The organism is Chryseobacterium sp. ZHDP1, from assembly GCF_018603435.1.
Lineage (GTDB): Bacteria > Bacteroidota > Bacteroidia > Flavobacteriales > Weeksellaceae > Chryseobacterium > Chryseobacterium indicum.
The window spans coordinates 3,046,727-3,073,546 of sequence record NZ_CP075682.1 but is presented as its reverse complement, the minus strand read 5'-3'; the positions used below and the strand labels follow the sequence as shown (position 1 = coordinate 3,073,546).

30 protein-coding genes are annotated in these 26,820 nt (G+C 35.3%); 2 read left to right on the top strand and 28 right to left on the bottom strand.

The annotated features are described in order from the left end of the window. Positions 1-30 precede the first annotated feature (30 nt). The 28 genes from KKI44_RS13960 to KKI44_RS13825 all read right to left on the bottom strand — a co-directional run bounded on the left by KKI44_RS13960 (position 31) and on the right by KKI44_RS13825 (position 25,244). Positions 31-1,755 carry a hypothetical protein gene (locus KKI44_RS13960; RefSeq protein WP_214587831.1) on the bottom strand — a complete coding sequence of 575 codons (1,725 nt, stop codon included), beginning with the start codon at positions 1,753-1,755 and terminating at the stop codon, positions 31-33. 336 nt (positions 1,756-2,091) lie between these two features. After that, complete coding sequence (locus tag KKI44_RS13955) at positions 2,092-2,847, bottom strand: metallophosphoesterase family protein (RefSeq protein ID WP_214587830.1); 756 nt, start codon at positions 2,845-2,847, stop codon at positions 2,092-2,094. A 3-nt stretch (positions 2,848-2,850) separates the two neighbouring features. Continuing rightward, complete coding sequence (locus tag KKI44_RS13950) at positions 2,851-3,177, bottom strand: hypothetical protein (protein ID WP_214587829.1); 327 nt, start codon at positions 3,175-3,177, stop codon at positions 2,851-2,853. Further along, positions 3,178-3,381: a hypothetical protein gene (locus tag KKI44_RS13945; RefSeq protein WP_214587828.1), complete on the bottom strand. Its 204-nt coding sequence runs from the start codon at positions 3,379-3,381 to the stop codon at positions 3,178-3,180. It abuts the gene before it with no gap. Continuing rightward, positions 3,378-3,920: an RNA 2'-phosphotransferase gene (locus tag KKI44_RS13940; protein WP_214587827.1), complete on the bottom strand. Its 543-nt coding sequence runs from the start codon at positions 3,918-3,920 to the stop codon at positions 3,378-3,380. Before KKI44_RS13940 ends, KKI44_RS13945 begins: the two co-directional genes overlap by 4 nt. Before the next feature lie 88 nt (positions 3,921-4,008). Next, positions 4,009-5,130 (bottom strand): hypothetical protein, encoded by a 1,122-nt coding sequence (locus KKI44_RS13935; protein WP_214587826.1) that lies wholly within the window; start codon positions 5,128-5,130, stop codon positions 4,009-4,011. After that, positions 5,120-6,064 (bottom strand): ADP-ribosylglycohydrolase family protein, encoded by a 945-nt coding sequence (locus KKI44_RS13930; protein ID WP_214587825.1) that lies wholly within the window; start codon positions 6,062-6,064, stop codon positions 5,120-5,122. The genes KKI44_RS13935 and KKI44_RS13930 overlap by 11 nt, the downstream gene beginning before the upstream one ends. Further along, positions 6,064-6,750 carry an SIR2 family NAD-dependent protein deacylase gene (locus KKI44_RS13925; RefSeq protein ID WP_214587824.1) on the bottom strand — a complete coding sequence of 229 codons (687 nt, stop codon included), beginning with the start codon at positions 6,748-6,750 and terminating at the stop codon, positions 6,064-6,066. Before KKI44_RS13925 ends, KKI44_RS13930 begins: the two co-directional genes overlap by 1 nt. Positions 6,751-6,879: 129 nt before the next feature. Further along, positions 6,880-7,389, bottom strand: coding sequence for an O-acetyl-ADP-ribose deacetylase (locus KKI44_RS13920; RefSeq protein WP_214587823.1), 510 nt, complete (start codon positions 7,387-7,389; stop codon positions 6,880-6,882). Continuing rightward, positions 7,379-8,287, bottom strand: coding sequence for an ADP-ribosylglycohydrolase family protein (locus KKI44_RS13915; protein WP_214587822.1), 909 nt, complete (start codon positions 8,285-8,287; stop codon positions 7,379-7,381). Before KKI44_RS13915 ends, KKI44_RS13920 begins: the two co-directional genes overlap by 11 nt. Then, positions 8,287-8,922 carry a DUF4291 domain-containing protein gene (locus tag KKI44_RS13910; RefSeq protein WP_214587821.1) on the bottom strand — a complete coding sequence of 212 codons (636 nt, stop codon included), beginning with the start codon at positions 8,920-8,922 and terminating at the stop codon, positions 8,287-8,289. The genes KKI44_RS13915 and KKI44_RS13910 overlap by 1 nt, the downstream gene beginning before the upstream one ends. Further along, the gene (locus KKI44_RS13905) at positions 8,912-9,541 is read right to left on the bottom strand and encodes a hypothetical protein (RefSeq protein ID WP_214587820.1); all 630 of its coding nucleotides are present in this window, start codon (positions 9,539-9,541) and stop codon (positions 8,912-8,914) included. Before KKI44_RS13905 ends, KKI44_RS13910 begins: the two co-directional genes overlap by 11 nt. Beyond that, positions 9,538-10,770 (bottom strand): TIGR02452 family protein, encoded by a 1,233-nt coding sequence (locus tag KKI44_RS13900; protein ID WP_250902069.1) that lies wholly within the window; start codon positions 10,768-10,770, stop codon positions 9,538-9,540. Before KKI44_RS13900 ends, KKI44_RS13905 begins: the two co-directional genes overlap by 4 nt. Positions 10,771-11,087: 317 nt before the next feature. Continuing rightward, on the bottom strand, positions 11,088-11,561 hold the full coding sequence (locus tag KKI44_RS13895; RefSeq protein WP_214587819.1) for a macro domain-containing protein: 474 nt from the start codon (positions 11,559-11,561) through the stop codon (positions 11,088-11,090). A 359-nt stretch (positions 11,562-11,920) separates the two neighbouring features. After that, on the bottom strand, positions 11,921-12,832 hold the full coding sequence (locus KKI44_RS13890) for an NAD(+)/NADH kinase (RefSeq protein ID WP_214587818.1): 912 nt from the start codon (positions 12,830-12,832) through the stop codon (positions 11,921-11,923). A gap of 176 nt (positions 12,833-13,008) precedes the next feature. After that, positions 13,009-14,013: an SPFH domain-containing protein gene (locus KKI44_RS13885; RefSeq protein ID WP_214587817.1), complete on the bottom strand. Its 1,005-nt coding sequence runs from the start codon at positions 14,011-14,013 to the stop codon at positions 13,009-13,011. A gap of 72 nt (positions 14,014-14,085) precedes the next feature. Next, positions 14,086-14,490 (bottom strand): hypothetical protein, encoded by a 405-nt coding sequence (locus tag KKI44_RS13880; protein ID WP_214587816.1) that lies wholly within the window; start codon positions 14,488-14,490, stop codon positions 14,086-14,088. A gap of 2 nt (positions 14,491-14,492) precedes the next feature. After that, complete coding sequence (locus tag KKI44_RS13875) at positions 14,493-15,041, bottom strand: prolyl hydroxylase family protein (protein ID WP_214587815.1); 549 nt, start codon at positions 15,039-15,041, stop codon at positions 14,493-14,495. A 31-nt stretch (positions 15,042-15,072) separates the two neighbouring features. Beyond that, positions 15,073-15,615: an NADAR family protein gene (locus KKI44_RS13870; protein WP_214587814.1), complete on the bottom strand. Its 543-nt coding sequence runs from the start codon at positions 15,613-15,615 to the stop codon at positions 15,073-15,075. Between the two features lie 684 nt (positions 15,616-16,299). Next, the gene (locus tag KKI44_RS13865; protein WP_214587813.1) at positions 16,300-16,995 is read right to left on the bottom strand and encodes an NUDIX hydrolase; all 696 of its coding nucleotides are present in this window, start codon (positions 16,993-16,995) and stop codon (positions 16,300-16,302) included. A gap of 117 nt (positions 16,996-17,112) precedes the next feature. After that, a complete protein-coding gene (gene lepA / locus KKI44_RS13860; RefSeq protein ID WP_087706645.1) occupies positions 17,113-18,909 on the bottom strand; it encodes a translation elongation factor 4 in 1,797 nt (598 codons plus the stop codon). A gap of 90 nt (positions 18,910-18,999) precedes the next feature. Next, positions 19,000-20,799 (bottom strand): hypothetical protein, encoded by a 1,800-nt coding sequence (locus KKI44_RS13855; protein WP_214587812.1) that lies wholly within the window; start codon positions 20,797-20,799, stop codon positions 19,000-19,002. 242 nt (positions 20,800-21,041) lie between these two features. After that, the gene (locus KKI44_RS13850) at positions 21,042-22,064 is read right to left on the bottom strand and encodes a hypothetical protein (protein ID WP_214587811.1); all 1,023 of its coding nucleotides are present in this window, start codon (positions 22,062-22,064) and stop codon (positions 21,042-21,044) included. A gap of 167 nt (positions 22,065-22,231) precedes the next feature. Beyond that, positions 22,232-23,251, bottom strand: a complete 1,020-nt coding sequence (locus tag KKI44_RS13845; RefSeq protein ID WP_214587810.1) for a hypothetical protein — start codon at positions 23,249-23,251, stop codon at positions 22,232-22,234. Between the two features lie 22 nt (positions 23,252-23,273). Next, positions 23,274-23,426, bottom strand: coding sequence for a hypothetical protein (locus tag KKI44_RS13840; RefSeq protein ID WP_214587809.1), 153 nt, complete (start codon positions 23,424-23,426; stop codon positions 23,274-23,276). Positions 23,427-23,522: 96 nt separating this feature from the next. Continuing rightward, complete coding sequence (locus KKI44_RS13835) at positions 23,523-24,041, bottom strand: hypothetical protein (RefSeq protein ID WP_214587808.1); 519 nt, start codon at positions 24,039-24,041, stop codon at positions 23,523-23,525. A gap of 6 nt (positions 24,042-24,047) precedes the next feature. Further along, on the bottom strand, positions 24,048-24,674 hold the full coding sequence (locus KKI44_RS13830; protein WP_250902068.1) for a hypothetical protein: 627 nt from the start codon (positions 24,672-24,674) through the stop codon (positions 24,048-24,050). A gap of 18 nt (positions 24,675-24,692) precedes the next feature. Next, positions 24,693-25,244 (bottom strand): RNA polymerase sigma factor, encoded by a 552-nt coding sequence (locus KKI44_RS13825; protein ID WP_214587807.1) that lies wholly within the window; start codon positions 25,242-25,244, stop codon positions 24,693-24,695. A gap of 315 nt (positions 25,245-25,559) precedes the next feature. Between KKI44_RS13825 and KKI44_RS13820 the strand changes: the two genes are divergently transcribed. Beyond that, positions 25,560-26,309, top strand: a complete 750-nt coding sequence (locus KKI44_RS13820) for a Rossmann-like and DUF2520 domain-containing protein (RefSeq protein WP_214587806.1) — start codon at positions 25,560-25,562, stop codon at positions 26,307-26,309. Further along, the gene (locus KKI44_RS13815) at positions 26,299-26,820 is read left to right on the top strand and encodes a KdsC family phosphatase (RefSeq protein ID WP_214587805.1); all 522 of its coding nucleotides are present in this window, start codon (positions 26,299-26,301) and stop codon (positions 26,818-26,820) included. Before KKI44_RS13820 ends, KKI44_RS13815 begins: the two co-directional genes overlap by 11 nt.

The window sequence follows — 26,820 nt, the reverse complement described above, 5'->3', positions numbered from 1 at the left end:
TTATCAATAAATTAAATCAATTTTCAAAATTTATAAGATTCTGTAAATCGGAAATTGTCTAAATGTTTTTTCTTCGAAATAGGGAGAATTTCTGTAGATCCAGTCGAGCTGGGCAGTTCCGTCGTCCGCAAATTTTTTATCGGCTGCTTTTCTGGCTTCGAATTTCTGTTTTAAATCTTTATCTTTTTTCAGCAATTCTGCGGCGGTATCTTCGAAAATATAAGCTGAATAATATTCTTTCTGGGCTAAAATACCGTCGAAGAAATTCCAGTTGAAAAAGGAATCCAGCGCTTCCGGTTCAAGGGTTTCAATAATATATTTTACACCTTCCTGATCGGTCGGAACGATATAATCTCCTGCTAAAAAAGCCATTTTTTTATCCGTTTTATCTACCGTTGTTTCGAAATGCAGATAATGTCCTTCATATGGATTTTTAACGGTTTTAAAATCATTGATTCTGTAAGATTCCACCGCAATGGTACTGTCTTTCTGAAGGGTCTTCATCTGAATTCTATTTCTTTTAAATTCCTCAATAACACGATATTGTGACTGTGGAATGACATAATATTTCGGAATGGTGATATAACCTGTAGGAACTGCAGTTGTAAACAGCCTGATGTTTTTTGTGAAAGGTTTGTTTCTGTCGTAATAGAGTCTCGGTTTTCCGGAAATTTCACTGGGTTTGTATTTTCCCTCAAAACCTTTAAAATCCATGGTCGTGTATTTTGCAGAATCTATTTTCCAGCGGATTCCGTACTGTTTTCCGGCTTGGTACTGTTTTAGATTTTCAATTCTGAGTTGTTTTATTTTCTGATAATCCTGATCTAAATTCTGAAGGTTCACCAACATATATTTGTACGTTGCATTCACTCTTTTGTCGTAAGGTTTCAGCATATGCGTTTCAGGAACGGTTCCCAGAGAATTAAACAGCGAGGTATATCCTGTAGAGTATCTCGGAGAATCTTCAAAAGAAGCAAAGCCAACTTCCGGAATATCGCCATGAATATTAACGTAAGGCGTACTTTCGTAACCCAGTTTTTTTAAGTCGTTTAAATTTTTAGCCTGATAGCTGTTGTAAAAATATTCGCCCAAAATATTTCCCAGACGTTCTTTAAAGGTAGAAATATAAGTAAATGTATATTGATAATCTGCTCCGTTACTTACGTGATTATCAATGAAAACATCCGGTTTCAGCCACTGATAAATTTCCTGAAAACTTCTGGCGTTTTTGGTATCTGCTTTAATGAAATCTCTGTTCAGGTCATAATTTCTGGCATTTCCTCTGAAACCATACTGTTCCGGACCGTTCTGGTTGGCTCTGGAAAATGATCCGCGATTGAGCATTCCGCTTACATTATACGCTGAAACGGCAGCAATAATGAAATTCTGCGGTGTTTTGATTTTCTGAGTTGCCAGATTTTTCATCAGCATCATGGTCGCATCAATTCCGTCTGGTTCGCCGGGATGAATTCCGTTATTGATGAATAAAACGGCTTTGGTTTTTCTTAATTTATCAAGGTCTTTTTCGGGAAAAGGGTTGTAAATGACCACATAAATTGCTTTTCCGTTGTCGTCTTCTCCTTTTTTAAGGTACTGAATGGTGTTGAAATTTTTAGCTAAATTCTGATAATAGCTGTTCATTTCATCATAAGTAACCGTCTGATTTCCATTTCCTTTTTCAAAAGGGGTCTGAAATTGAGTCTGGGCAAAGATGAATGAAGAAGTAAGCAGCAGGAAAAGATATTTCAGTTTCATTGGGTGGTATTTTGGACTTTAAAATTACTTAAAGTTTGTGAAACCTATTATTTTTAACGCAGAGACCGCAAAGATTTTATTAAAAAAATTTGAAAATATTCTTCATTCGCAAAGGCGTTTACTAAGCAAAGGTGTTTGTTACTTTCCAGAATTGTCATTCACTTTGCTGAATCTCATGAAGAAAGAATCTATCTCTGAATAAGCCTTTTTACTACGCTCGTAAAAATGCGGTTTATATTGTTAATGACATTACCAATGTGTATTTTGCTCCCGCTGATTTTGCTGATTGCGCTGATTTTAAGTATAAAAAATATCTTCCCAATTTAGAGAAGATATTTAGCGGTTTTTGGGTTTAACAGTATAGTTATTTCTGCCTTTTTCATTCGGATAAAGCTCCGGAAGGGGATCGCTTTGCCAGAATTCTTTGGAATCGACATCCATGATTGTTAATGCTCCGGTGAATGCGGCTCCGGTATCTATATTCCAGACATTCGCTTTGTTGATGGGCTCTTTACTTCCCAAATGCAGTGTAGGTGTATGACCAATGAAAATTTCATGATATAAAAGCAGCCTTTTCGGATAGAATTCGGAGTCTTTCGCCATAGTTTTATCCATTGCAACGGCTGTTTCCCACAATGTTCTGTCCCAACGGTAATTGCTGGAATACACTTCTTTTTCGGGACCGTGCATGGACGAATATCCTGCGTGAATAAACAGTCGGTTTTTATCGTCGACATAATAGTTTTTCATCCGCTGGAAAAATTCAAGATGAACTTCAAGTTCTTCCAAAGAGAAATCTGAATAGCTTTCTACCGTACTTTTTCCGCCATTGAAAAGCCATACATCTTCACTTTTGCCGAAAGCAAGCCAGTCTTCCGTCCATGCATCATGATTTCCTTTGATAAAAATACATTCCTGCTTTTCGGCAAGTTCAATTAAAAACTGAATGATCTGCGAAGATTCACTCCAGCCATCAACATAATCTCCGAGAAAAATCAGGGTGTCGTTTTCTGTAACAGTGGCTCTGTCCAAAACCTGCGTCAATGCTTTGAATCCTCCGTGAATGTCGCCTATTGCTAATGTTCTTTTCATATTTTATCTCCAAACACTAAATTCATATCTTATAAAATTTCGAAAACAAAATTTTTTAACTTCTTCAATACAGTTTTCCCCAGAAAAATTTTTAATGAAGAATTCTTTCAATTCCTCAAAAGATTTTAAGCCTTTCATTAATTTCAACTGAATCAGATTTAATCTATTTATTGTTAAATAATACTCATAATCAAAATTGCCCGTAATTTCCCTTACAACATCTCCACTTTCACATCCATAAATTACAATTTTATCTTCTATTGAAAAGGTAATTATAATATTAAAATGTTCTGTTTTTAAGCTGTATAATTCAAATTGGCAATCTTTCATTTATTTAAATCTGTTGTGATAATTCGGGCAGGATTCCACAATTTCCATTGCTTCAACTAATCTGCAATTCTTATGTTCAACAATAAAGTATAAAATACGTACGGTTCCCGCTCCTTTTCCAAATAATTCATTAACTTTTTCTTTTAAATCCTCTTTTTCAGGAGAAAAGTCTTTTACGGCTTCGTCAAATTCTTTAGCTGTCATTTCGAAATATATTCTGCATCCACAAAATCCGTAAGCCAGACTTTGTTTTCGGAAAGGTAGAATACGATTCCGTCTTCGTGCATTTTTCCGGTTGCAATGGTTAAAATGACTGGTTTTCCGTGACGCATTCCGACTTTGGTTGCGGTTTCTTTATCCTGACTTAGATGAACGTGCTGTCTGTTTCTCTTTTCAATTCCTTTTTCAAAGATGGATGCAAGATTGGTTTCTGCGGTTCCGTGGTAAAGAAATTCCGGTGGCTGTTGTGGTTTCAGCGCCAGATCAATATCAATTGAATGTCCCTGATTTGCTCGGATTCTGGTTTTATCCTCGTTTAAAATAAAGCGTTTTTTATCGTTGGTTTCCACCACCTCATCCAATTCTTCCAGTGTGAAAGCACGATTTTGTTTTGCACATTTTTCCTGTAGTTCTTCCACATCTGCCCATCCGTTTTCGTCTAAATTCAACCCGATAACTTCGGGTTTGTGTCTAAGCACCAAGCTTAGGTATTTGCTTATTCTTTTTTTATGTTGTTCGTTCATTTTATAAATCGTTAATTATATGTTGTTCTTTTATTTTGTGGATAAAGGATCCTAGCTTTTTATTAATTGCGTGATATTGAAAATAATCTTATTTTAAGGACTCATACATTTTTTTATCGTTATCTTTCACACCAGCCAGAATAGCATATTTTTCATATTTGATTGCATAATAATCTCTATCATTATTGTCGTTTTCAAGAGCGATATAATCATTTATATCTTTATCAATAATATTATATGACTGGAGCTGAAGCCTTAAAATATACCCTTCTTTTCCTTTATTTCTATTTTTATAAATTTTCAATAAACCATCAAAATCTTCTTCGTTCAAATCATTTACATTTTCGGCACCTTTGCTTTTGCAATAATTTTGAGTTAAAAGCTCTATTTCTTCATAATCTTCTTTTAGTTTTTGCTGAATTTCAGAGTTTATTTCACAGTTATTTAACTTTCTCCAAAAAGCATCTTCCAAATATCCCTCTCCCAGCTCTCCACCACTTGCAAAACTAATTTTACCATACTCTCTGATTGCTTTTTTAAAATTTTCATTTTGATTTCCATGAAAAAATAAATTCCTGAGATACATATTACTTCCAAAATGATTTCTTTCCGTTCTAAACTGTGTTAAAATTGTTTCATCTTGAATTTTACTAATTTTTTCAGCTCCGTAATCCTGAATTAAAAATTCTATTGCTTCATCTAATGTATTAATCGATGATGTTCTTTCTTTAATTGTATTATACTTTTGTGTTTTGGATTTTATATAGTCTTCAGTATTTAAATGATTGTTTTTTTCTAAAAATACACTAAACTCTTCGTTTAATTTAATGAAATAATCATCGGGAATAATCTTTCGGGATTTGGTTTCTAAAAAATACTCGAGTTTCTTTTCGTAAAATCTTTCCTCATCCTCAATACAATCAATTATAGTTTCATCAGAGAAGTTTTTAAAATTTTTTCCAAAAAAAACATCATTTATTTTAATCTTTCCTTTTATTCTGTTGTCTTCCGTTGCAAAACTTACAATAAATCCTATATAATTGTACTGCGGATTATTAATGTAGTTTTGAAGTGCGATTTCTTTAGATTTTTCTTCCGTATTTACAGAGCCCGTTTCTAGATCTTGAAATGAAAATTTTTGGAAATTGTTTTGGCCAAGAAAAATAATTTCCTTTTCTGTAACAACCTTATAAAGTATTTTATTTTTCATAATATTCCTTATCTAATTTATCACACAATTTCTCAATATCATCCTTTCTCGCCAAAACATCAACCCACTCTTTCGGAATACTTTCAAAACCATAATATATTCCGGCAATTCCGCCTGTGATGGCTCCGGTTGTGTCGGTATCTTCTCCCAGATTGACGGCTTTTAAAACAGCTTCAGCATAATTTACTGAATTCAGGAAACACCATAATGTGGCTTCCAGACTGTGAAGAACGTAGCCTCCTGAACTGATGGAATCTTCATGATATTCTGAAATATCATTCTTTAAAATCCTGTCAAAAAGCTGTATCTCCTTCAGGTTAAAGCCCTGAATTTCTGCAAATTGCAATACCGCTTTTTGAGTGTGATGATACGCTTCTTTTTTATCTTTTCCTTTGATTAATTCAATGGCAAAAATTACATAAACAAAGCAGGCAAACACTGAGCGAAAATGTCCGTGTGTGATTGAAGAAACTTCTTTTACTGTCTGATAGAGTTTTTCAATATTTTCTTCGTCTTTAAGGTAGAAAGCCAACGGAAGTGTTCTCATTAAAGAACCGTTTCCGTTATCTTCTTCGAAAATATTTCCCGAAAATTTTGCGCTTTCTCCTTTTATTAATCTTGCAACAGAATGCCTTGTTGTTCCGCCAATATCGAACAATCTTCCGTGAGCCGTCCAGTGTCCGTATTTTACCCACTTCACAAAGCTTTGTCCTATTTTTTCCAGATTATATCCTTTTGTTAGGTTTTCGGCAATACAAAGCGTTAACGAACTGTCGTCGCTCCATGTTCCTTTCGGCTGGTTCCACGATCCGAATTCACGCATATTTTCAACAGGAAACGCTTTTAAAGTTTCTCTGGTTTTAAATTCCACCGGAACGCCTAAAGCATCACCCACACAAACTCCGAAAATTCCGGCTTTTACGATATTTTCCACTACGCAAGATTTACCAGTTTGTCAAAAAGCAGTTTCATTCCCTGCGTTGCGGTTTCTTTCATGACAACGGCTCTCTGTCCGTACCCGAAACCTGTTTCGTTTGGGTTGATCACGATTAAAAGACAGTCATCCTTGATATCATGTAGCAATCCCGCTGCAGGATACACCTGTAAAGAAGTTCCGATTACCAAAAATATATCGGCTTCTTTTGCCATTTTCGTAGCTTCTCTCATCAGCGGAACGTCTTCTCCAAACCAAACAATAAATGGTCTTAACTGCGCTCCGTCTTCTGCTTTATCGCCGATGTTGATGTCATCTTTCTGCTCGTAAATCAGGTTTTTATTGCTGCATGAACAGGATTTGAATAACTCGCCGTGTAAATGTAAAATATTGGTTGAACCTGCTCTTTCATGCAGATCATCGATATTCTGGGTAATGATCTGAACTTCAAAATATTTTTCCAGTTCTGCCAATAATCGATGTGCATCATTCGGCTCTACTTCGTGAAGCTGTCTTCGTCTCTGGTTGTAAAATTCAAGAACCAAAGCTCTGTCTTTTCGCCATCCTTCCGGACTTGCCACATCTGTGATGCTATGATTTTCCCAAAGACCATCTCCGTCTCTGAAGGTTTTTATTCCGCTTTCGGCACTGATTCCGGCGCCGGTTAATATGGTTAGTTTTTTCATTTGTTTTAGTTTTTATTGTTTTTGTATTATTTTTAACGCAAAGACCACAAAGTTTTTTTTTACTACTAAACGTTTTTAGTTCGCAAAGCCGTTTCACTTAGCGAAGCTCACAAAAACTATTATTCTGTATTATTCTTTTAACAGTGTTCTGTAAATTTCCTCATTTTCATCATCAAAACAGACGAAAATAACTTTTTCAATGATCTCCGATGTAAAGTTTCTCACCTCATCTATGGCAATTTTTGCCGCCAATTCTTTTGGGAAGCGATAAATTCCTGTGCTGATGTTGGGAAAAGCGATGGTTTTCACATCCAGACTTTCTGCCAATTTCAATGAATTTATATAACAATTTGCCAATAATTTTGATCCTTTTTCTTCATCTCCGTTCCAGACCGGACCAACGGTATGAATGACGTATTTCGCAGGGAGATTTCCGCCGGTTGTAACGACTGCTTCTCCTGTTCTGCATTTGCCTTGTCGGTTTCGGATTTCTAAACACTCATCAAGAATCTTTTTTCCTCCTGCCCGATGAATGGCTCCGTCTACTCCGCCACCGCCCAATAAGGAAGAGTTGGCTGCGTTAACGATAGCGTCTGCTTCTATTTTGGTGATGTCTCCTTTTATTAATTCAATGTTCATAAAATTTGCTTTTTTTCCAATCCTCAACATTCTTTGTCCAATCCGGAATTGATGCTTCATCGCAGCTTAAAATACTTATCCCTCCTGCCATTGCGCAGGTTGTATCTCTGTCGCCTAACACTGAAACTGTATTCCAAAGACATTCTTCAATATTGTTCCGGTATCTCGAAAGCATCCAGAGTACAATCGGAACGGTGTCCTGAGCGGTCATTTTTATTCCGTTTCCTAATGTTTTGACCAATAACTCAATGCTTGGATTTCCGCCTAAATATAAGACTTTGTTCAGTTTACTTTTCATATCAGAATCCTTCAATTCAGACTGAATTTTCTGAATAAATTCCTGTTGATTCAACTGTATCAATCCTAATTTTTCCTGAATGACAAAAGCTGCAGCTAATGCAATAGCTTTTGTGCCTTCCATCGCTTCTTTGTTGGCATGGGTAACTTCACAGGACAGTTCTGCATTTGTTTTAAGCTGATCCAGATCATCATAAAAATAAGCTCCGATTACAGAAGCTCTCATCGCTCCTCCGTTTCCCATAGAACCCTGTCCTCCAAATTTTGAATAAGAAGCTTCTTTCCAGTTTTCACCATCCTTTACAGCTCTGAAATATTGATGCATTGAAGGTCCGTAACCTCGGTTAATATCAAAATAATAATTTTGGGTAAACTCTTCCGCCAGAAAATCCTGATTGATTTGTCCGAATTCTTCCAATGATTTGAAAACAGCAATTGCCATAATGGTATCATCCGTAAAATCCAGAGTGCTTTCAGGAATGATTCTTTGATGGATGAACGTTCTGATCATACTTTTTTCACCAAAGAAACTTTCGCCAAAAGCATCACCAATGGAAATCCCCGTAAGTGATTTTGAAGCGAGTAAGAGTTTATCTTTCATTATTTTAACCTTAATTTCTTATTCAAATCCTCATCATCAAACAACAACGGTTTTTCTTCCGGAAGAACTAAATTGTCTAAATCGTCTTTCAAAACAAACTGATGCTGTTCTTTAACAAAATCTGAAATATCTTCAATGAAAAGGAGGTCTTCTTTTGCAAAAGTTTTGATGAAATCATTTCTCAAACCAATCTGAATCGCTCTTCTTTCCAGTTTGTTTCCGAAAGGATCGTGATCCGGATCCCATTGCAGTCTCACAGAAGATTCTTTCACCTGATTTTGCCATTCTTCCCTTGAAATTTTTAATTTTTCATTGTATGAAGAATAGACTGCATTTTTCAGATAATTTTTAAATGCATCCATCTTCAAATGAATGGCGAGAACAGATTCCTGTCCTTCTTTTGTTCCCCAGCCGTTTCGGAACATCATCCAAAGGAAGTTGGGTTTTATCCAGGTCATTCTTTCTAAACTGAATCCACCTCCGAAATATTGATTTTTAACGGCAAATCTGCCTATTTCTTTCCGATACGACTGGTAGACAATAATTTTATCTTCATCGTACTGAGCCATAATGTGATAGCCTTTTTCCGGCCAATCCTGTAGCTGTTCTTTATATTTTTTTAATTTAAAATCCATTTTCATAATAATCTTCCTGTTCCTTTTCCCAGATAGTCCTATAATCTTCTGTTGGAAAATTGTATTGATTAATTAAAATATCCATATCAAAAGCTTCTGTCTGAGGAAATAATAAATAACCAATTATTTTATTTAATCTTTCAACAACAGTATCAATGTCCTGTATGCTGTCAAATACAATTTTTTCAGAAATTCTTCGTTCAAGAGAGGGAGAACCCATAATTTGTACTCCTCCGAAAAAACCTCTTACCAAATTCAGATAAGCATTTCTAAAATATATTATGCTTTCCAAAATTTCTTTAAGACTTTCTGTTTTAATATCTTTAATCTCATAGCCTGCTCTTATCGAAGATTTTATCATATCTGAAATTCCGTGAGCAAAACGATAATCTTTAAATTCATTAATAAATTCTAACTCATAAAAGTGTTTCAGGTCTTTGATCTGGATATTCAGATATGCAAAAACAGAACATATTCTCCTGAATCTTATCTGCTGAGAAAGTAAGAGCTTTGTAGGATCATTAAAATAAATATCCGATTTTTGATGTTCTAAAACATATTGAAAATCATACAGCAATTCTAAAATTTCTACCGTTATTTCTTCTCTTGTAATTTTCATGATATTTCTTCAAACGGCTTTATCATTTCCTCTTTTTTCGAGAGAATGGCAAAGACCACTCTTTTAAATTTATTTTTATACTTCCCAAGAAGATGCTTTTTGAATAATTCGGCAATTTCTTTCGGATCATTTTTGAAAACTCCGCACCCCCAAGCTCCTAAAATTAAGGTTTCATTTCCTTTGTTTAGAGCTAAAGCGAGCATTTTATCGGTTCTTACATCCATTGCTCCGAAAATTTCATCCGCTCTTTCTGGTTCCTGACGTTTCACAACGCCTGCGTTCACTGCGGGAGAGGTGATGAAATTGCAGAAAACAGGCTGATCCAGCAATTCTCCTTTATCTTTCCTGAAAACGGGAACTTTCGGGCTGTAAATCATCATATCTGTGTAAAAACACGATTCCATGGCACGGTGGGTTTCGTAATATTCCCAACCCTGAAGCAGACTGTCGTGAAGTCCGGAAGTTCTTGCCAGACTTTCTTCCTGCGCTTCTGCTCCGTTAATGAAACCGCCACCTGGATTTTTCGCTGATGCAAAATTCAGGCACATGAGTTTCTCCTGATCTTCTTCTGCGGCTAACTGTAAAATGGCTTTCAGGGAACTGCATCTCCAGACTTCAAACTGAGTCTCGAAGTGGGTTTCCGGAAGTTCGTTTTTTGTCATTTCCGACAGTTCTTCCGAGGAATACAAAACGGTTTCTTCAATACAGTTCTGCATTTCATTTTCTATACTGATTTTTTCGTTGTTTTCGTTGATATAATATTTTTTAGCTAAGATTTCCAGTGTATCTTTCGCCATTCCTTTATTTGTCATGGTTAGTTTTTTAATGTTTGCCAATAGATTTTCCAGTTCTTCATTTGCTGCTTTTTTGAAGTCTTTTCCCATGAAAACTTTCGTCACTTCAATCTTTCCGACAATTGCCTGATTAAATTCTTCCAGTTCTTCGGAAGGAATCCAGAGTTCGTTATGATTTCTTGCTCCTACGTTTTGTGCGGGATATTTACAGACGGTTTCTTCTATAACTTCAAACTTCGTTACAAAACCTAAATAATTCCCGGCTTTGTCCCGCGTGTTCCACTTTTCGGCAATTTCTGAGGCATAGTCTTCGTTTAAAACAGGATAGAAAATCGGCTGCCAGTTTAGTCGTGGAGGGAATTTTCTGTAATTGCTTTCGATGATTAAGAGCATTTCTTTTTCTCCGACGGGCCTGTATAAAGTTGTTGTTTTCATGTTATTTTTATTTTTTAACGCAAAGTCCGCAGAGTTTTTTGTTACTACTAAATGTTTTTAAGTTCGCAAAGGCGTTCTACTTAGCTAAGATCTCAGAGTTCTATTAAATTTATTATTTTTGATAATGATCTGTTTCATTAAACTTGAGCATTTGTTGCGTCGCATTTTAAATATTTTATTGTTTTCATGGTTTGTTTTAATTTTTTTAAACGCAAAGTCCGCAGAGGTTTTATTTACTACTAAACGTTTTTAAGTTCGCAAAGGCGTCCTACTTAGCTAAGATCTCAAAGATTTTTTGCCAAATTTTAAATAGTCAATTATTCGAAATCATAAACAAAAAAAGCCACATTGTTTTTCAGCAGTGTTCTTTCGATAATTGGCTCGATTTCTTCCCATTTTCCGCCTGCCAAACCGCAACCGATTCTTGGCATATGAACTGTCGCATTTAATTTTTTTGCTCCATCAGAAAGCTTTTCAAGGCATTTTTCAACGGCTTCATAACGAATCGGGGAAATTCCTTTTGAATTGGTTTTTATTTTATGCTGACCAATCATGTTGCAAATCCAAATATCTTCTTCAACCTGAACGGTCTGGATTTCTCCGAGATTAAAATTTTCAGCATCCTGAAACCATTTTCTATACTCGTTTTCCGGCTTTTTCCAACGATTTGAAATGGCTAAGACAAAACCTTTTCCCCAACCTCCGATGTCGTTGCAGATGTGTGCGATAATTTTGTTTCCTTCAGCTTGAGGGTTTGTTGCGTCGCCTTTTAAATATTTTATTGTTTTCATGGTTTTTTTTTAACGCAAAGTCCGCAAAGTTTTTTGTTACTACTAAATGTTTTTAAGTTCGCAAAGGCGTTCTACTCAGCTAAGATCTCAGAGTTTTATAATATGGAAATGATCTACTCCTTCAACTTGAGGGTTTGCTGCGTTGCATTTTAAATATTTTATTGTTTTCATGTTGTTTTTATTTTTTAACGCAAAGTCCGCTAAGATTTTATTTATCACTAACTGTTTTTAAGTTTGCAAAGGCGTTCTACTTAGCTAAGCTCTCAAAGATTTTTTCTACATAAGATTTCAAATTTCTGATAATACCTGATTTGTTGCGTTATCTTTATCTTTCAAATATATTATTGTTTTCATAGTTATTATTTATTTAAAACTAAAACGGCTTCATCGTCAGAAAGCCTGATTTCTGCTGTTGCTCCGCTGTTGAACTGTAGAAAATCCTGCTCAATTCCGTCACTAAATATAAAACCATTATTCGGCATTAGTGATTCGATGATTAATTTGTTTCCTTTTTTCAGTTTTCCGCTGCAGATATCGGTCTGCGTTCGGATGCTTTTGAAAGGTTCTCTTACTGCAAAATACAAATCTTCTTCATTCAGCTGCGGATATTTTAAAGCTGTTTCGCCTAAAATTCCGAACGCCATATTGAAAATGGAACTCAGCCAGCCTGTACTTCCTGTTTTTGTGGAAATAATGATTCCGCTGGAAGAGTGCATCTCTTCTTTTCCGTTCAGCATGATTTTATATCGTGCGGAAGAATGGGAAGAAATTCCTACAAATAAATCATTCACTGCCCGTAATTTTTGTCCGTCATTCAGTACGGCTTCAGCAAACTTCATTTTTTTTGAACTAAAATTTCTGTTCATCACAGCTTGTACTCCTTTTAAAAAGTTTTTTGCTGTGAAGGGAAGTAAAACGCCGTCATACCTTTCGGGATCGGGATTCACCGCAATGATGGGAATGTGTTTGGAATATTTGGCAACATTGGCTACCAAACCGTCCTGTCCGACCACCACAATCAAATTGTTTTCGGAGAAAATGTAGGAGGGAACAAACTCTCTTTCAATCACTTTATTTTTAATGATTTTGGAAAGCTGGGTCTGAACTTCCAGAAACGACTGACCGAATTTTTCGTGTTCATCCACATATTCCTGAAAATTTCCTCCGGAACTTTCAATATAAAACTTCGCCTGAGCCTGCGTGTTGAATCTTTCCACCAGAGACTCAAGGCGGGTTTTATTTTTAATAATGATGGCGTATTCTACTTTCATTTTTTTAATTATTCAGAAGTTTTTTTTTAACGCAAAGTCCGCAAAGTTTTTATTTTACTACTAAACTTTTTTAAGGTTCGCAAAGGCGCTCTGCTCAGCAAAGACGATAACCTATTTTGTCATTTTTTTGGAGACTGTTAACTGCTTCCAACTTCGCTCTTCCTTCTTCCAGCCTTTTACTTTTTCAAAATAGTATCCAACAAATCAGGACTTATATTCAGGTTTCCTATTTTCCCGGCGTTTTCTGCCAATTCTCTGAACGCTAAAGCGATGTTATTTCTCGCATCCTGTCTTCCGCTCAAAGCAGTGAGGACTTTCCAGTCGATTTCTTTGTAAGGCTTTAAGGAAGTTTCCAGAATATAACCTTGAGTCTCTGCTTCTTTTCTGTCGTTTTCCGTTTTTTGCTCGATCAGTTTTTTTCTCTGGTTTTCTACAGAAATATCGGCGGCAATTTTCATTTCACGAAGAATTCTGTTGTTTTCTTCCTGCTGAACTTCGGTTTCCATCCTTTTTTCTTCAATCTGCTTTTGCTTTTCTTCAACCGCAATTTCCGTATTCAGTTCAGATTCCTTGATCTTTCTTTCCTGTTCCACTGCAAAATTTCTTCTTTCATAAATCGCTTCATCGGCTTGCTGCTGGAGTTTTTCCCTTGTTTCCGTTTCCAGCGCTCTTGCCATTTCGGGAGTGGTCTGAACCGCTAAAATATTGGCTCCCAAAATTTCAATTCCCATGCTTTTAATGGATTCGGAATCGATTAATCCTTTCAGAATATGATCTTCAATCTGTTTGGCAGAACGGATAGCATCTTTTAAATTGAGCTGATGAATGAATGATGAAGTCGCTGTCTGTGCGAGATTGATGATTCTCTGGTTCAGCTTTTCAATGTCATTCTTTTTGTAAACTCCTTCTCCATCCACGGTAAAATCCAGCGTGTTGGAAAGAGCTTTCGGATCGGTCACTTTATAGCTGATCTGTCCCTGAATTTTCACGGTCTGATAATCGTTCGTGTTTTCATTAAAGATAAACGGCAGATCGTTACTTCCCAACGGAATCGCTACAATAGACGAATTGGGAGCGAAATAAAAGAACGATAAGCCTCTTCCTTCTCTGGCGATCTTTCCATTTTTAAAATGAAGAACGTACGTCATAGAATCAAATTTGATGTGTGTAAATCCAAACATAGCTTTATGATTTTTAGTGAAACAATTTGTTAATTTTCGTGTATTTTTTACGCAAATTATGGGTAAAATTTTTTACACTTTTATTTTATTCAGAGCAAAACACTTTTCGATATTTTTTAATGTTCCGCTTTTTCTTTTTTCATCGGTATTGAAATCAACCGCCAGAAAATGAGTGCATAGATCAATTCCAAAGGTATCTCTTTCATAATTTGAAGTAAAACCTCCGATAACTTTCCATTTTTCAGCTTTTGTTTTAAAAGAATTGGCAAAATATCTCGGTCTTCTTCCAACATGAAGAATGGTTACGTTCTCTGTTTTATCTTTTAAAAATTCCATCATTAACGTATCGGTTCCTGAAAAATCACCAATGATAAATTCACAATCATCAAGGCTGAATTTCTTTAACGGTTCAATATAAAACTGCTGAAACTTTTCCCAGGATACATTTCCGTTTCCTGAGACATATATCTTTTTCATTTTTAAATCTTTAAATACATTACATCTGTTCTTAAAACATACTTTTGTCCGCAGATCAGTGTTTTTCCTTCGTGTCTCAAAGGATGATAGAAAACCAATGCCGAACCTTTCTTCGGAGCTACAGTGAACAGATTTTCAAACTCTGTTTCTCCGCCTTCAAAATCGTCATTCAGATAGATTAAAAAAGTGTAAAAGCTTTTTTCATTCTCATTTCTGATGTAGCTTCCATCGTGATGCATTTTAAACTGCTGTCCCGGAGAATATTTATAAATTCTGAACATTTCATTAAAACCCGAAACTTCATAATTGTCATGAATCTGAGGAAGAAATTCAACTGCTCTTTCATAAAGATTTTCGGCTAAATTATTATCAAAAATCATCAATCTGTCGTTGTTTCGGATTCCTTTGTTCATGACTTGACGTCCTCTCATATTGATTTTTGCTTCCTCAAAGACTTTATCCTTCGTCATTTCAATATAATGATCGCATTCCTGATCGGAAAGGAAATTTTCTATTAAAAATATCTGAGGATGGAGTTCTTTTTTTTTCATGATTTCTAATTGGTTTACGGTTATTGTGTTTTTACCCTCTTAATTCGTCTCTTACTTCCATCAAAGCAAATCCTAATAAATTTTCACCATTCCATTTTGAAGGATCTTTTGCTTTTGCATTGGTTTCCAGCATTCCGATTCCCCAGATTTTGTCGTACGGACTTGCCTCAACTAAAATTCTATCGGCTGTTGAAAGCAGAAATTCTTTAAATTTTTCGTTTTGAGAAAACTTTAATAGATTTCCTTGTTTTACAATTTCATATTTATGCTCATCCCAAACTTGAGGATCAAAATTTCTGACTTTTCTGCCTAAACTTTTTGCCTGATTCGGAGTTTCTGATTTTAAAATTTGCTCTAAAATTTCATGATCATTAAATAATCTCGCTTTTCCGGCCATCATATAATGTTCTGCTGTTTTGTACATGATTCCGTTTTCTTCAAACTCAAAAGGAAACCACTGACTGAAGCAGGCTTTTGTAATTTCATCTTTCACGGTGTGTCCCCAAAAGAAAAGAAATTCTGGATTTTCTTTTTGATGAAATTTTTCGATGGTATTATTTAATGTATATTTCATGATTGCGTTATTTTTACACAAATTTAAAGGAATATGATTTTATCTTCCAAATTTATTTGTGTTATTTTTACGCTAAATATTTTAATTGATTGATTTTCAATGTTAAAAATTTATTTTATTGAAACACGAATGGCGCAAATTTTATTTATGCTTTAGATTTTGGCTAAAGCCGGTTTGAAATTATTTTATTTAAACACAAGGGGCACAAATGTTTTTCACAAAGGACACAAGTATTTATTGGTTTTATGTTTAGGCTAAAGCCAATTAAGATTTCTGAATTGAAAAATTATTTTATTTAAACACGAATGGCGCAAATGTTTTTCACAATGGACACTAGTATTTATTGGTTTTTATGTTTAGGCTAAAGCCAATTGAAATTTTATTGAAAGAACGGACTAAGTCCGTTTCTATTGATATTGATATTGGAATCGTAATTGACTTGGTAAGCTGATTTTTTTTAAACACAAATGGCACAAATGTTTTCGCAAATGGCGCAAATTTTTAATCAATTAATATAGAGGGTAAAATATATACACACTGTGTCATTCTAACGAAGGAAGAATCTATTATTGAGTTTAAAAACTCTTCATTCCGCTTCGCTTCATTCTGAATGACAGCGAACACAGAAAAGAATTTTTCGTGAAAATTCGTGTAAATATTTGTGCTTTTTGTGTTTAAGAAAAACTATTTGATTTCGAAATAAAATCCCTGCTCTTCGAGTTCCCTGTATTTTTCCTGATTGAAGGTGAAGAGTTTTCCGGGTCTTCCGCTGCCTTCTTTTTTAAGATTATTGGTTTCGTTAAGCAATCCGTAGCTCATGATCTTTTTGCGGAAATTACGGCGGTCTATTTCTTTTCCGATGATGGTTTTGTATAGGTTTTCAAGATCAGAAAAGGCAAATTCATCGTTTAAAAGATTAAAACCGATCGGCTGATACTGGATTTTCGTGCGAAGTCTTTTTAAGGCAATATCAATAATGGATTGATGATCAAAAGCCAGTTTAGGGAGCTGATTCACGCTGAACCATTGTGCATCTTCCGCATCAGAATCAGCAAACAACTCATGATAAGATGGATTGACAAGTCCTAAATAAGCAATAGAAACAACGCGGTTTCGGGGATCGCGGCCGACGTTTCCAAAAGTGTAAAGCTGCTCCAAAAAATCGGGCTTTATTCCTGCTTCTTCGTGGAGTTCGCGTTTTACGGCATCATCAAGGTTTTCATCATCCAAAACCAGACCTCCGGGAAGCGCCCAACCTCCTTTGAAGGGCTCAATATTTCTTTTAATGAGAAGGATCTGCAGATCTTTTTTATCAAAATATCCGAAAATTACTGCATCTACAGCCACTTTTATATCCTGTAATTTTTTTGGAGACTCCATTGTTTTAATTTGCGTTATGAATACACAAATTTACGAATTCATATCTTAAAAACAAAAATCCGCAGAAATAATCTGCGGATTTACTTTTATCTTTTGCCTTTTTACTTGGCTCTTTCACTAATCATTCAGCTTCAAAACAGCCATGAACGCCGATTGCGGTACTTCTACTCTACCAATCTGCTTCATTTTTTTCTTACCTTCTTTCTGCTTTTCCAAAAGTTTACGCTTTCTGGAAATATCTCCTCCGTAACATTTTGCGGTAACGTCTTTTCTTAACGCTTTAATGGTTTCTCTTGCAATAACTTTCGTTCCTAACGCTGCCTGAACGGCAATATCAAACTGCTGTCTCGGAATCAGCTCACGAAGTTTTTCACACATTTTTTTACCAATGTGATAGGCGTTTGAATCGTGAATCAATGAAGATAAAGCATCTACCATATCTCCATTGATCAGGATGTCCATTTTTACAAGCTTGGAAGCTCTGAAACCGATCGGATGATAATCGAATGAAGCATACCCTTTAGAAATGGATTTCAGCCTGTCGTAGAAGTCGAAAACCACCTCAGCCAAAGGCATATTGAAGATTAATTCTACTCTGTCTGATGTCAGGTAACTCTGGTTAACAATTTCTCCTCTTTTTTCGATACAAAGTGTCATAACAGAACCTACAAAATCTGATTTTGTGATGATAGAAGCTTTAATATAAGGTTCTTCTACTCTGTCCATCGTGGTAGGATCCATCATTTCCGAAGGGTTATTAATCATAATCGGAACTTCAGGTTCTTTTTTGGTATACCCGAAGTAAGATACGTTGGGAACCGTTGTAATCACGTTCATGTTGAACTCTCTGTCCAGTCTTTCCTGAACAATTTCCATGTGAAGCATTCCTAAGAACCCGCAACGGAAACCAAAACCAAGTGCAGCAGAGCTTTCAGGTTCGAAAACCAGAGAGGCATCATTCAGTCTTAATTTTTCAAGAGAGAATCTTAATTCTTCAAAATCTTCAGAGTCAATCGGATAAATTCCGGCAAAAACCATTGGTTTCACTTCCTCGAAACCTTCAATCGGTCCTGCTGCAGGTTTTTCAAAAGAGGTGATTGTATCACCTACTTTTACTTCTCTAGCATCTTTAATTCCGGAAACCAGATATCCTACATCTCCACATTCTACCGATTTCTTAGGAACCTGTTTCAATTTCAGTGTTCCCACCTCATCGGCTCCGTATTCTTTTCCGGTTGCGAAGAATTTAATTTTTTCGTTCTTAGAAATACTTCCGTTTACCACTTTGAAGTAAGCCTCAATTCCTCTGAACGGGTTATAAACCGAATCAAAGATCAAAGCCTGAAGCGGCGCATCCGGATCTCCTACCGGAGCCGGAATTCTTTCTACAATCTGCTCAAGCAAATGGTGAACTCCTTCTCCTGTTTTTCCGGAAACTCTTAAAACATCTTCATAGTCGCAACCGATCAGGTTCATGATTTCATCGGTTACTTCTTCAGGGTTTGCGGAAGGAAGATCAATTTTATTCAGAATAGGTATGATGGTTAAATCGTTTTCCAGTGCCAGATATAAATTACTAATCGTCTGTGCCTGAATACTCTGTGCTGCATCTACAATTAGAAGCGCTCCTTCGCAGGCAGCAATGGAACGGGAAACTTCGTAAGAAAAATCTACGTGTCCCGGTGTATCAATAAGGTTTAAAATATATTTTTCTCCTTTATATTCATAATCCATCTGGATCGCGTGGGATTTAATGGTAATTCCACGTTCTTTCTCCAAATCCATATCATCCAGTGTCTGAGACTGCAGTTCTCTCTGAGTCACCGTATTGGTATATTCCAAAAGACGATCCGCCAAAGTACTTTTACCGTGGTCGATGTGGGCGATTATGCAAAAATTTCGTATGTTTTTCATTTAAGAATCTTGTAATTTGCAAAGATAACAAAATGCAGGATAATTCCTTAGTCTTAATTTTGAAGAACAAAAATTTAATTCTGCCCTTTTTTAATTTCCAAAATTTACGAAATGCGGGATATCTGTTGTAAAGCCGTTCATTGGCAAAAGATTGTTCCGGTTGCTGTTGAAATCAAACAATGAATTATTGTCAAAAGGAACTTTTGGGTAATAGGTGAAGGAAATCTGAATCCGGTTGAATACCAGAAAAGGATTATTAATGAGAACTCCGATTCCTATTTTTGTATTAACGTTTGTTTTTAACAATTTTTCATCCGGTCCCGCCAACCAGCCTGCTGCAGCTGTTAAGTAAGGACTGAAATGAAAGTTTTTCCATGTTTTGTTTACGAAAAGCTGAAGCTGATATCGCAGAACGAGTTTTTTTGTCCCTATATAATCTGCACTGTACACCGGAAACTCATCACTGGAAGAAAGATTGATGCGGTCTCTGTAGGAATAGTTTTGCTGTGGATTTCCCAAAGCTAATGTGGGAGAAAAAAAGTGTCTCGCACTGGCAAACTTCCAATCCATAAGATTGGTAAAATAGGTGGCATCCAATCGGAAAGATTCGCGGTTTTGTCTTTCCTCATTGAAAAATTTCCCGAACTGTGCTTTCACACTGAAATATCCTATATTGGTAAAATCTCCGTGTGCTAAAGAAATTCCGGCATACGGAATGATTCTGTTGTTTCTGGACAAGCCTCCCGCTGTAAGGCTCGCCGAAGTTCCGTACGCAATATCTTCCGGAAGATCGTACTGAAAGATATTTTTCTGAACAGAAAATTTTCGCTGTATAAATCCTACAGACGCCAGAAAACTGCTGTAAGAGGTAAAATAATCGTACTTGTCTATTGCCGGATTATCCTTGTACTGATAATTTTGAAATCTTCCGATTAAAGCAATATTGCTGGAAACCTTTTCTGAAGATCTTGAGGCTATAGGAATCTGGTAACCTCCCCACAAATTCTGACTGTACACTTTAATCTGAGCTTCGGGAAAAGCTGTTTCGGATTCTATAGGCAGCAAAACGCGGCGCATGAAGTATTCAAAATTAAATCCTCCCGCCCATTGGGTTAATGGGGAGAAAAAATCGCGCGTTGCACTGAGACTTATTCTTTCATTTTTAGCAAAATCCCGCTCTCCCAGAATCTGTGCATTAATGTAGGAACCCCATAAATTGTATGCGGTGTAACTTCCGAGTAAATAATTCTGTTTTTCTTTAGAATCGTTACGGTAAAGAAAGCTTAAGTCATGCCCCAGTCCAAGAAAATTTTCTTCGGTAACGCCTAATCCGATTTTACTTCCGGAATAGCTTGCTCTGGGTTTCAGACTCCATGAATCCAGCACTTTTACGATAACATCTATAGAATCTCTGGTGGAAGTACTGTCAGAAATACTGATGTTTACTCTGTTGATAAAAGGCATTGTTCTCAGCAGACGTTCAGACTCGTAGATTTTCTGGGCATTGTATTCTTCTCCCTTTTGGAAAAGTAAATAATTGTTAACCGTGGAAATTCTTGTATTGGAATGAAGATGATTGGTAAACCAGTCGTACCATCTGGATTTCTCTTTTTTATCCCGAGAACCGTATCCGAAAGGATCTATGGTTTCTATTGTAATATTTCTGATGTATTTTCCGTCATATGTTTCCTGCGCTACTTTTTCGGTGGTTGTTTTTACGGAAACGGAATCTGCTTCTCTACGAAATATAAAGCGGTGAAGGAATTTTGTAAATTTTCTCTTATCTGAAAATTTTTCAATTTTGTAATAGATTGAATCCTTTTTTTCCTGTGCCTGAAAAAAGAAGAAACAATTAAAAATAAGAGCTAAAATTACGATAGACTTGTTCATTTACCTTCTGAAGTTGCAGTATTTTTTAGTATCAATTTATAAGCCAATAAAATTAAAATTTAATTTCGTTTCTACTTTCATAAACATTAGGACAAATCCGGACTGTTTTCAAAATAATTTTACTTTTTGATGTAAAAACTACAAATACGGAACATTCTCTTTGATGAATGAAGTATCGTTTCTTATTCCTTTCATTTATAAAAAGAGAAAAAGAGACGCGTTGTCTCTTTTTTATAAGCAATCTATTTATTTTTATCAAAGTTTGCAGGTAAAATATATTCTCCTGTTAGCATGTCTATTCCAACTCTGTAATATTTTGCATTCTGCTTTCTGATTCTTGAAATAGCCAGATCTATAACTGAGACAGCCAAAGCTGTTATTAAGCCTCCTCCTGCTGCTCCTGCTGCATAGTAATTGGTTTGTTCTGGAAATAATTCTTCCGCAGCGGCAGTGATAAAATATCCTTCTTCATCCTTTTCGATTTCTATAAGGCTTGTTGGTGTCTTTTTATAAGCGATTCCGTTATCTATTACGGCAAAATAATCTTTGAAATTATCATACCCGTCAATCCTTTTAACCCCCTTTATTTTACCTTCATTATTTTTTCTGACAATAAGTTCCAAATCTTTTTTCTGATCTACAAATGATCTGAAGTCCATATAAACTCCGTTCGTAAGAGAATCAGCTTTATAAATCGGCATTTTTTCCGTTATATTCTTTTCATAGTCTTCCAGTTCATTTTCGGCTATAGGATAGTTTAGAGCCTTTACATCGTAAGAATCATTAATAATATTGGATAATTCAGCAGATATTCTGGCAGCAATAGCTCTAGTAATATAGGCATGATCTCTCTGCATAAAGTCTTTGGAAATATTAAACTTTTTTAAAAAATAATATTTATCATTTCTTTTAAGAAAAGTAACCATTTTCATTTGCAGATGCCCCATTTGTGATCTTTCGGTTGGAATATCTTTTACTGCAAGTTCTTCGAGAATAAGATAATAATCCGTTTTTCCTGTTTCTTTATTATTTTCCGCAAACCACTCAGTAAATAATTTTTCAAGATCATCTTTTTCAAATTTTACTTCATAAGGATCTTTCCTGTGCGATACAATTCCAATAGTTTTATCTTTTCTCTTATCTAATAGAGTAAAAGATTTAGCAATATGATTTTTGTCTTTGATATTATTTTTAAGTTCTATATACTGAATTTTCTGTGCCGTTAGAAAGCACGAAAACATCAAAAATAGAATTATTTTTTTCATAGTTAAAAATTTCATTAAAAATAAAGTTTTAATTTAAAATTAAACAACCCTCACAAATAAATTGCAAGGGTCGTCCAATATTAAAAGCAAGTTTCCGACATTGGTAACCTGTTTTGAATCTGTAAAGTTATTTATCTTCTAATGATTAGATATGACCAAAATTCTTTTTATGGTAATTGATCAAAAATATCATTAAAATCGTACTCACCTGTCATCGGATCAATGTAAATTTCCTGAGGATTATGGCTCAGCTTATTCGGATTAAAAAGTAATGCATCTGCAATTGCGCCTGCCAATCCAAACATGATCCCTAATTTAATATCATATTGAGGCGGAAATAAACTGCTGGGTTTTGCGACGATATAAAATCCTTTTTCATTTTTTAACAGTTCCTGAAATCCGGAATAGGTATTTTTAAACGCTTTTCCGTTTTCTACATAGATAAACATTTTACGGGAAGGAATTTTCATCTTCTTTCCGTTTTCAGTTTTTACAGCCCTGTCTAATGTTCCATTTTCCCATCGCTCCAAAGTGTAACCTTCTTCCGGAGTCTGCCTGAAAAACGAATTGTAATCCAGATAGATTCCTTCTTTCAGGGTTTCATTTTTAAATGCAGGATAATTATTTACATAGCTTTGATAATTGGAAATATCATCCAAGGTAAGATCATATTTTGAAGGTTTGGATTTATGTGTTTTTTCAAGATACAAAGAAAAAAGATGATGCATATTTCTTACCATCGCATCAGCAACATCTCTGTGGCTGAACATAAATGTGGTGTCTTTTTTATACAGAAAATGATATTTATCTCCTTCCTTCACAAAACTTTGCAGGGAAAATTTCATGGTTCCGATGTTTTTCCTTTCGTACGTTTCTTTTACAGATAATTTAAGATCATTAAGAACTAATACAAAATCCTGCTTCCCTCCCTTCAGATTACTTTTACGGTACCATTCGGAAAGATCGTCTTCAGGACTGTTCTGAAACGAAACTTCTCTCATTTCTTTGCCATCTCCAAAAGGCAGAACCCCGATGGTTTTATCTTTTCTGTTATCAATAACAATTAATGTGTTGTAATCTCCTTCTCCATTATTAGGAATATCCCCTTTCAATTTTATTATTTCTTTATTCTGGGCAAAAGAAATAATCATAAGACAAGTCGTCACAAGTTGCAAAAATTTTTTCATCATTAAATTTTTTAAATTAAAATTATTCGGTAAAAATATATTCTCCGGTAAGCGGATCAATATAAATGGCAGACAGATTTTCAGGTTTATCTATTTCTGTTTTTCTGGAATCGAGTGCTGTCTTCTGTTCGGTTAGAAAACACGAAAACATCAAAAACAGAATTATCTTCTTCATCGTTAAAAATTTTCGCAAAAATATAGTTTTAATTTAAAATTAAACGACCCTCACAAATAAATTGCAAGGGTCGTCCAACATTAAAAAAATAAACTATTATGGGTTTTGTCTTGGTCTTAGAGCACTACCGCTGCCACTATTCCCAAAAGGTTTTCTTTCATTCATTTTATCTCTCATCATTCCTTCAGACTGAAAAAGTTTCAAAACTTTTTGGCAAGGTATTACCTTCTGCATTTTATCTGCATATTTTTTTCTGTTATCAAGCAGCTTCTGCCCTACTTCGAAACTCTGCTGAAGCTTGGCTTTCGCTTCTTCATCGGATAGATCTTCAGGATTAAAATCTGAATTGAACTGACTTTTTATCTGCTTTTGGCTTTCCAGATATTCATTATAAATATCGGTAAATTCATCTTTATCGTTAGGATCAATATCCAGATTTTCCATCACCATATTGTTTCTGAATTTCATCAGAAGTGCCTTTCTTTCCTCAGGAGAAAGATTATTGATGATCTCCTTTCTTTGCTTAGGATCCATCTTTTTCCAGTCATAATCTGTCCTTTGGGCATTCAGACCAAAACTATAGATAATAAAAAGCGTAAATAATATCTTTTTCATTTTCTTTTAATTATATAAGTCCAGATAAACATCCTGTGTAGAATTGCTTGCCAACTCCGATATTTCGGAATTTGAGAAAGAATCCAGATACTCGTTTATCTGAGCCTCATTTTGTTTCGAAACAGATGGTGAAGATTTTGGTTTCACTTCATCTGCTGTCTTAGCCGATTTTTCTTCTTTCGCTAAAGACTTATTATTATCCTGACTGCTATCTGTCTGATTATTATTTTCAACAGAAGTTAAATCCGATTTTAAGGTTTCGTAAGCAATCTGGCTCTCCGTTTTCGGTTCCTGAAGGTTTACAGCAATCTGCTCCTTTGCCGGATCGGCGGGATCTCCGTTATTGAAAACAAATGTCGCTCCAAAAACCAAAGCAATAGACGCCGCTGCTGCATATGCCCAGTTCAGTTTAAAAATCGGTGCTTTTTTAGCAGGCAGAATACTTTTCACAACGTTATCCTGAACGGTTTCAAATATATTTTCCGGAACGTTATAAATATTCTTACGTTCCAGTTGCTCAAGATCAAAATCATTGATCCCGCTCAATACCTTACCCTGAATATTTTCAAACAAATTTTCAGGGACTTTGTATATATTTTTGCGTTCCAATTTTTCCAGATCAAAATCTTTCATGCTGTTGTTTCTCAAAAATTATCTTTCGTAATTCTCTTTGATATATTCTTCTATCTTCTGTTTGGCATAATGATAATTTGTTTTTAATGTTCCTACCGACATATCCACAATTTTGGATATTTCTTCGTAAGGCAAATCATCATAATACCGCATCATAAATACCAGTTTCTGCTTTTCGGGCAGGCTTTGTATGGCATTCTGCAGCAAAATCTGTATTTCTTCCGCATCACCGTCTGTATTGTCTGCAATAAGATTCTGCATATGGTACTCCGGATCTTCATCCGTTTTCTGCATTTTTTTCAGTTTGTTCACCTGCTGCAACGCCTCATTGGTGGCGATTCTGTACAGCCATGTGTACAACTGGCTGTCATTTTTAAACTGATGAAAATTCTGATAAGCTTTAATAAAAGTTTCCTGCAAAGTATCCTGAGCAAGATCTCCGTCCACAATAATTCTTCTTATGTGCCAATACAATCTACTCTGATAAGCATCCATTAAGGCACGAACTCCTTTTTCCTGAGTTCGCGGATCTTGCATCAACGAAATAATCTCCGTGTCTTTAATCTTCATAGGATGCTTTCATTGTTTTGGATTACAAAAATAATTGAAAGTTAAATTACTCCTTCAATTTTTAGTCCAAATATCATAATTAAATATATGAATTATTTGAAATCTTTACCGTGTATTGCTTACTATAAGAAACTATATATTGGCAGAAATGCTTTATCAAAGGACATTTATTATTAAAATATTGATCTTTATAGTAAAAAACTACAGAAAAATATTTATTTTAAATCCCGATTCTCGAACGTTAAAATTAATTAATTCTGCTTTTAAGAATGAAGTTTCGTGTTTCAAATCACCGTAAAAACTTATATTTGTTTTATGCAAATTGTAATTATCGGTTCAGGAAATGTCGCCTATCATCTGGCAAAAGCATTTGTTGAGAATAACATTCCTCTGGCTCAGATTTTCGGAAGGAATGAAGAGGAGTTAAAAAAAATTTCAGAAGAATTAGAAATACCCTATTCAACTAAAATTTTAGTCGATTCAGATTTATACATCATTAGTGTAAGTGACAATTCTGTTGAAGAAGTTTCGAAAATGGTTACTAAAAAAGATAGTCTTGTAGTGCATACTTCCGGATCTTTACCTAAAGAAAGCCTGAAAGGCGACTACCGAAAAGCAAGTTTTTACCCTTTGCAGACCTTCTCAAAACTGAAAGAACTGGATTATTCTAAAATTCCGTTTTTCATCGAAACAGAAAACGAACAGGATAAAAAGTTACTTTTTGAAATTGCGTCCAAAATTTCAAAGAACGTCATGGAAAGTACCCATGAAAAAAGAAAGTATATTCATCTTACTGCAGTTTTTGCCTGCAATTTTGTAAATCATTTGTTTACAAGGGCTAAAGAGATTTCGGATTCGCAGGAAATTCCTTTTGATTATTTTTTACCGCTGATTGATGAAACTGTACAGAAAATTTACGAAATTGAGCCGCGATCTGCCCAGACAGGACCCGCAGTAAGAAATGACAAAAGAATACTGGAGCTTCACGAACAATTACTGCATGGGGAAAGCCTGGAAATTTATAAAACAATGAATCACTCAATTCAGAAAATGTATGAGTTATAAGGAGAAACTAAAAAATATCAAAGCGTTTGTATTCGATGTAGATGGTGTTTTCACCGACGGAAGCGTATATCTTATGCCCGGCGGAAATATGTGCAGGGTAATGAATGTTCTGGACGGATATGCTGTTGTAAAAGCATTAAAAAACAATTATCTGATCGGAGTAATTACCGGCGGGAACGATGAAATGGTAAAACACAGAATCAATTACCTTGGTATTGAAGATTATTATGCCAAATCTCACAACAAGATGGCAGATTTTGAAGATTTCAGAAAAAAACATCACCTTAAATACGATGAAATTTTAACAATGGGAGATGATCTTCCTGATCTTCAGATTCTGAAGAATTCTGCCATTTCTGCCTGTCCGGAAAATGCAGTACCCGAAATAAAAGCCATTTCCGATTATATTTCGCCCATCAAAGGAGGAAGCGGTGCTGTACGTGATGTAATTGAACAGGTGATGAAAGTTCAGGGAAACTGGCACGATGACGACGATACACAATCTACTTAA

Bases quoted from the DNA above. Each gene is read 5' to 3' on its own strand.
- KKI44_RS13960 (WP_214587831.1), bottom strand. From the start codon at position 1,755: ATGAAACTGAAATATCTTTTCCTGCTGCTTACTTCTTCATTCATCTTT.
- KKI44_RS13955 (WP_214587830.1), bottom strand. From the start codon at position 2,847: ATGAAAAGAACATTAGCAATAGGCGACATTCACGGAGGATTCAAAGCA.
- KKI44_RS13950 (WP_214587829.1), bottom strand. From the start codon at position 3,177: ATGAAAGATTGCCAATTTGAATTATACAGCTTAAAAACAGAACATTTT.
- KKI44_RS13945 (WP_214587828.1), bottom strand. From the start codon at position 3,381: ATGACAGCTAAAGAATTTGACGAAGCCGTAAAAGACTTTTCTCCTGAA.
- KKI44_RS13940 (WP_214587827.1), bottom strand. From the start codon at position 3,920: ATGAACGAACAACATAAAAAAAGAATAAGCAAATACCTAAGCTTGGTG.
- KKI44_RS13935 (WP_214587826.1), bottom strand. From the start codon at position 5,130: ATGAAAAATAAAATACTTTATAAGGTTGTTACAGAAAAGGAAATTATT.
- KKI44_RS13925 (WP_214587824.1), bottom strand. From the start codon at position 6,750: ATGAAAAAACTAACCATATTAACCGGCGCCGGAATCAGTGCCGAAAGC.
- KKI44_RS13920 (WP_214587823.1), bottom strand. From the start codon at position 7,389: ATGAACATTGAATTAATAAAAGGAGACATCACCAAAATAGAAGCAGAC.
- KKI44_RS13915 (WP_214587822.1), bottom strand. From the start codon at position 8,287: ATGAAAGATAAACTCTTACTCGCTTCAAAATCACTTACGGGGATTTCC.
- KKI44_RS13910 (WP_214587821.1), bottom strand. From the start codon at position 8,922: ATGGATTTTAAATTAAAAAAATATAAAGAACAGCTACAGGATTGGCCG.
- KKI44_RS13905 (WP_214587820.1), bottom strand. From the start codon at position 9,541: ATGAAAATTACAAGAGAAGAAATAACGGTAGAAATTTTAGAATTGCTG.
- KKI44_RS13900 (WP_250902069.1), bottom strand. From the start codon at position 10,770: ATGAAAACAACAACTTTATACAGGCCCGTCGGAGAAAAAGAAATGCTC.
- KKI44_RS13895 (WP_214587819.1), bottom strand. From the start codon at position 11,561: ATGAAAACAATAAAATATTTAAAAGGCGACGCAACAAACCCTCAAGCT.
- KKI44_RS13890 (WP_214587818.1), bottom strand. From the start codon at position 12,832: ATGAAAGTAGAATACGCCATCATTATTAAAAATAAAACCCGCCTTGAG.
- KKI44_RS13885 (WP_214587817.1), bottom strand. From the start codon at position 14,013: ATGTTTGGATTTACACACATCAAATTTGATTCTATGACGTACGTTCTT.
- KKI44_RS13880 (WP_214587816.1), bottom strand. From the start codon at position 14,490: ATGAAAAAGATATATGTCTCAGGAAACGGAAATGTATCCTGGGAAAAG.
- KKI44_RS13875 (WP_214587815.1), bottom strand. From the start codon at position 15,041: ATGAAAAAAAAAGAACTCCATCCTCAGATATTTTTAATAGAAAATTTC.
- KKI44_RS13870 (WP_214587814.1), bottom strand. From the start codon at position 15,615: ATGAAATATACATTAAATAATACCATCGAAAAATTTCATCAAAAAGAA.
- KKI44_RS13865 (WP_214587813.1), bottom strand. From the start codon at position 16,995: ATGGAGTCTCCAAAAAAATTACAGGATATAAAAGTGGCTGTAGATGCA.
- lepA (WP_087706645.1), bottom strand. From the start codon at position 18,909: ATGAAAAACATACGAAATTTTTGCATAATCGCCCACATCGACCACGGT.
- KKI44_RS13855 (WP_214587812.1), bottom strand. From the start codon at position 20,799: ATGAACAAGTCTATCGTAATTTTAGCTCTTATTTTTAATTGTTTCTTC.
- KKI44_RS13850 (WP_214587811.1), bottom strand. From the start codon at position 22,064: ATGAAAAAAATAATTCTATTTTTGATGTTTTCGTGCTTTCTAACGGCA.
- KKI44_RS13845 (WP_214587810.1), bottom strand. From the start codon at position 23,251: ATGAAAAAATTTTTGCAACTTGTGACGACTTGTCTTATGATTATTTCT.
- KKI44_RS13840 (WP_214587809.1), bottom strand. From the start codon at position 23,426: ATGAAGAAGATAATTCTGTTTTTGATGTTTTCGTGTTTTCTAACCGAA.
- KKI44_RS13835 (WP_214587808.1), bottom strand. From the start codon at position 24,041: ATGAAAAAGATATTATTTACGCTTTTTATTATCTATAGTTTTGGTCTG.
- KKI44_RS13830 (WP_250902068.1), bottom strand. From the start codon at position 24,674: ATGAAAGATTTTGATCTGGAAAAATTGGAACGCAAAAATATATACAAA.
- KKI44_RS13825 (WP_214587807.1), bottom strand. From the start codon at position 25,244: ATGAAGATTAAAGACACGGAGATTATTTCGTTGATGCAAGATCCGCGA.
- KKI44_RS13820 (WP_214587806.1), top strand. From the start codon at position 25,560: ATGCAAATTGTAATTATCGGTTCAGGAAATGTCGCCTATCATCTGGCA.
- KKI44_RS13815 (WP_214587805.1), top strand. From the start codon at position 26,299: ATGAGTTATAAGGAGAAACTAAAAAATATCAAAGCGTTTGTATTCGAT.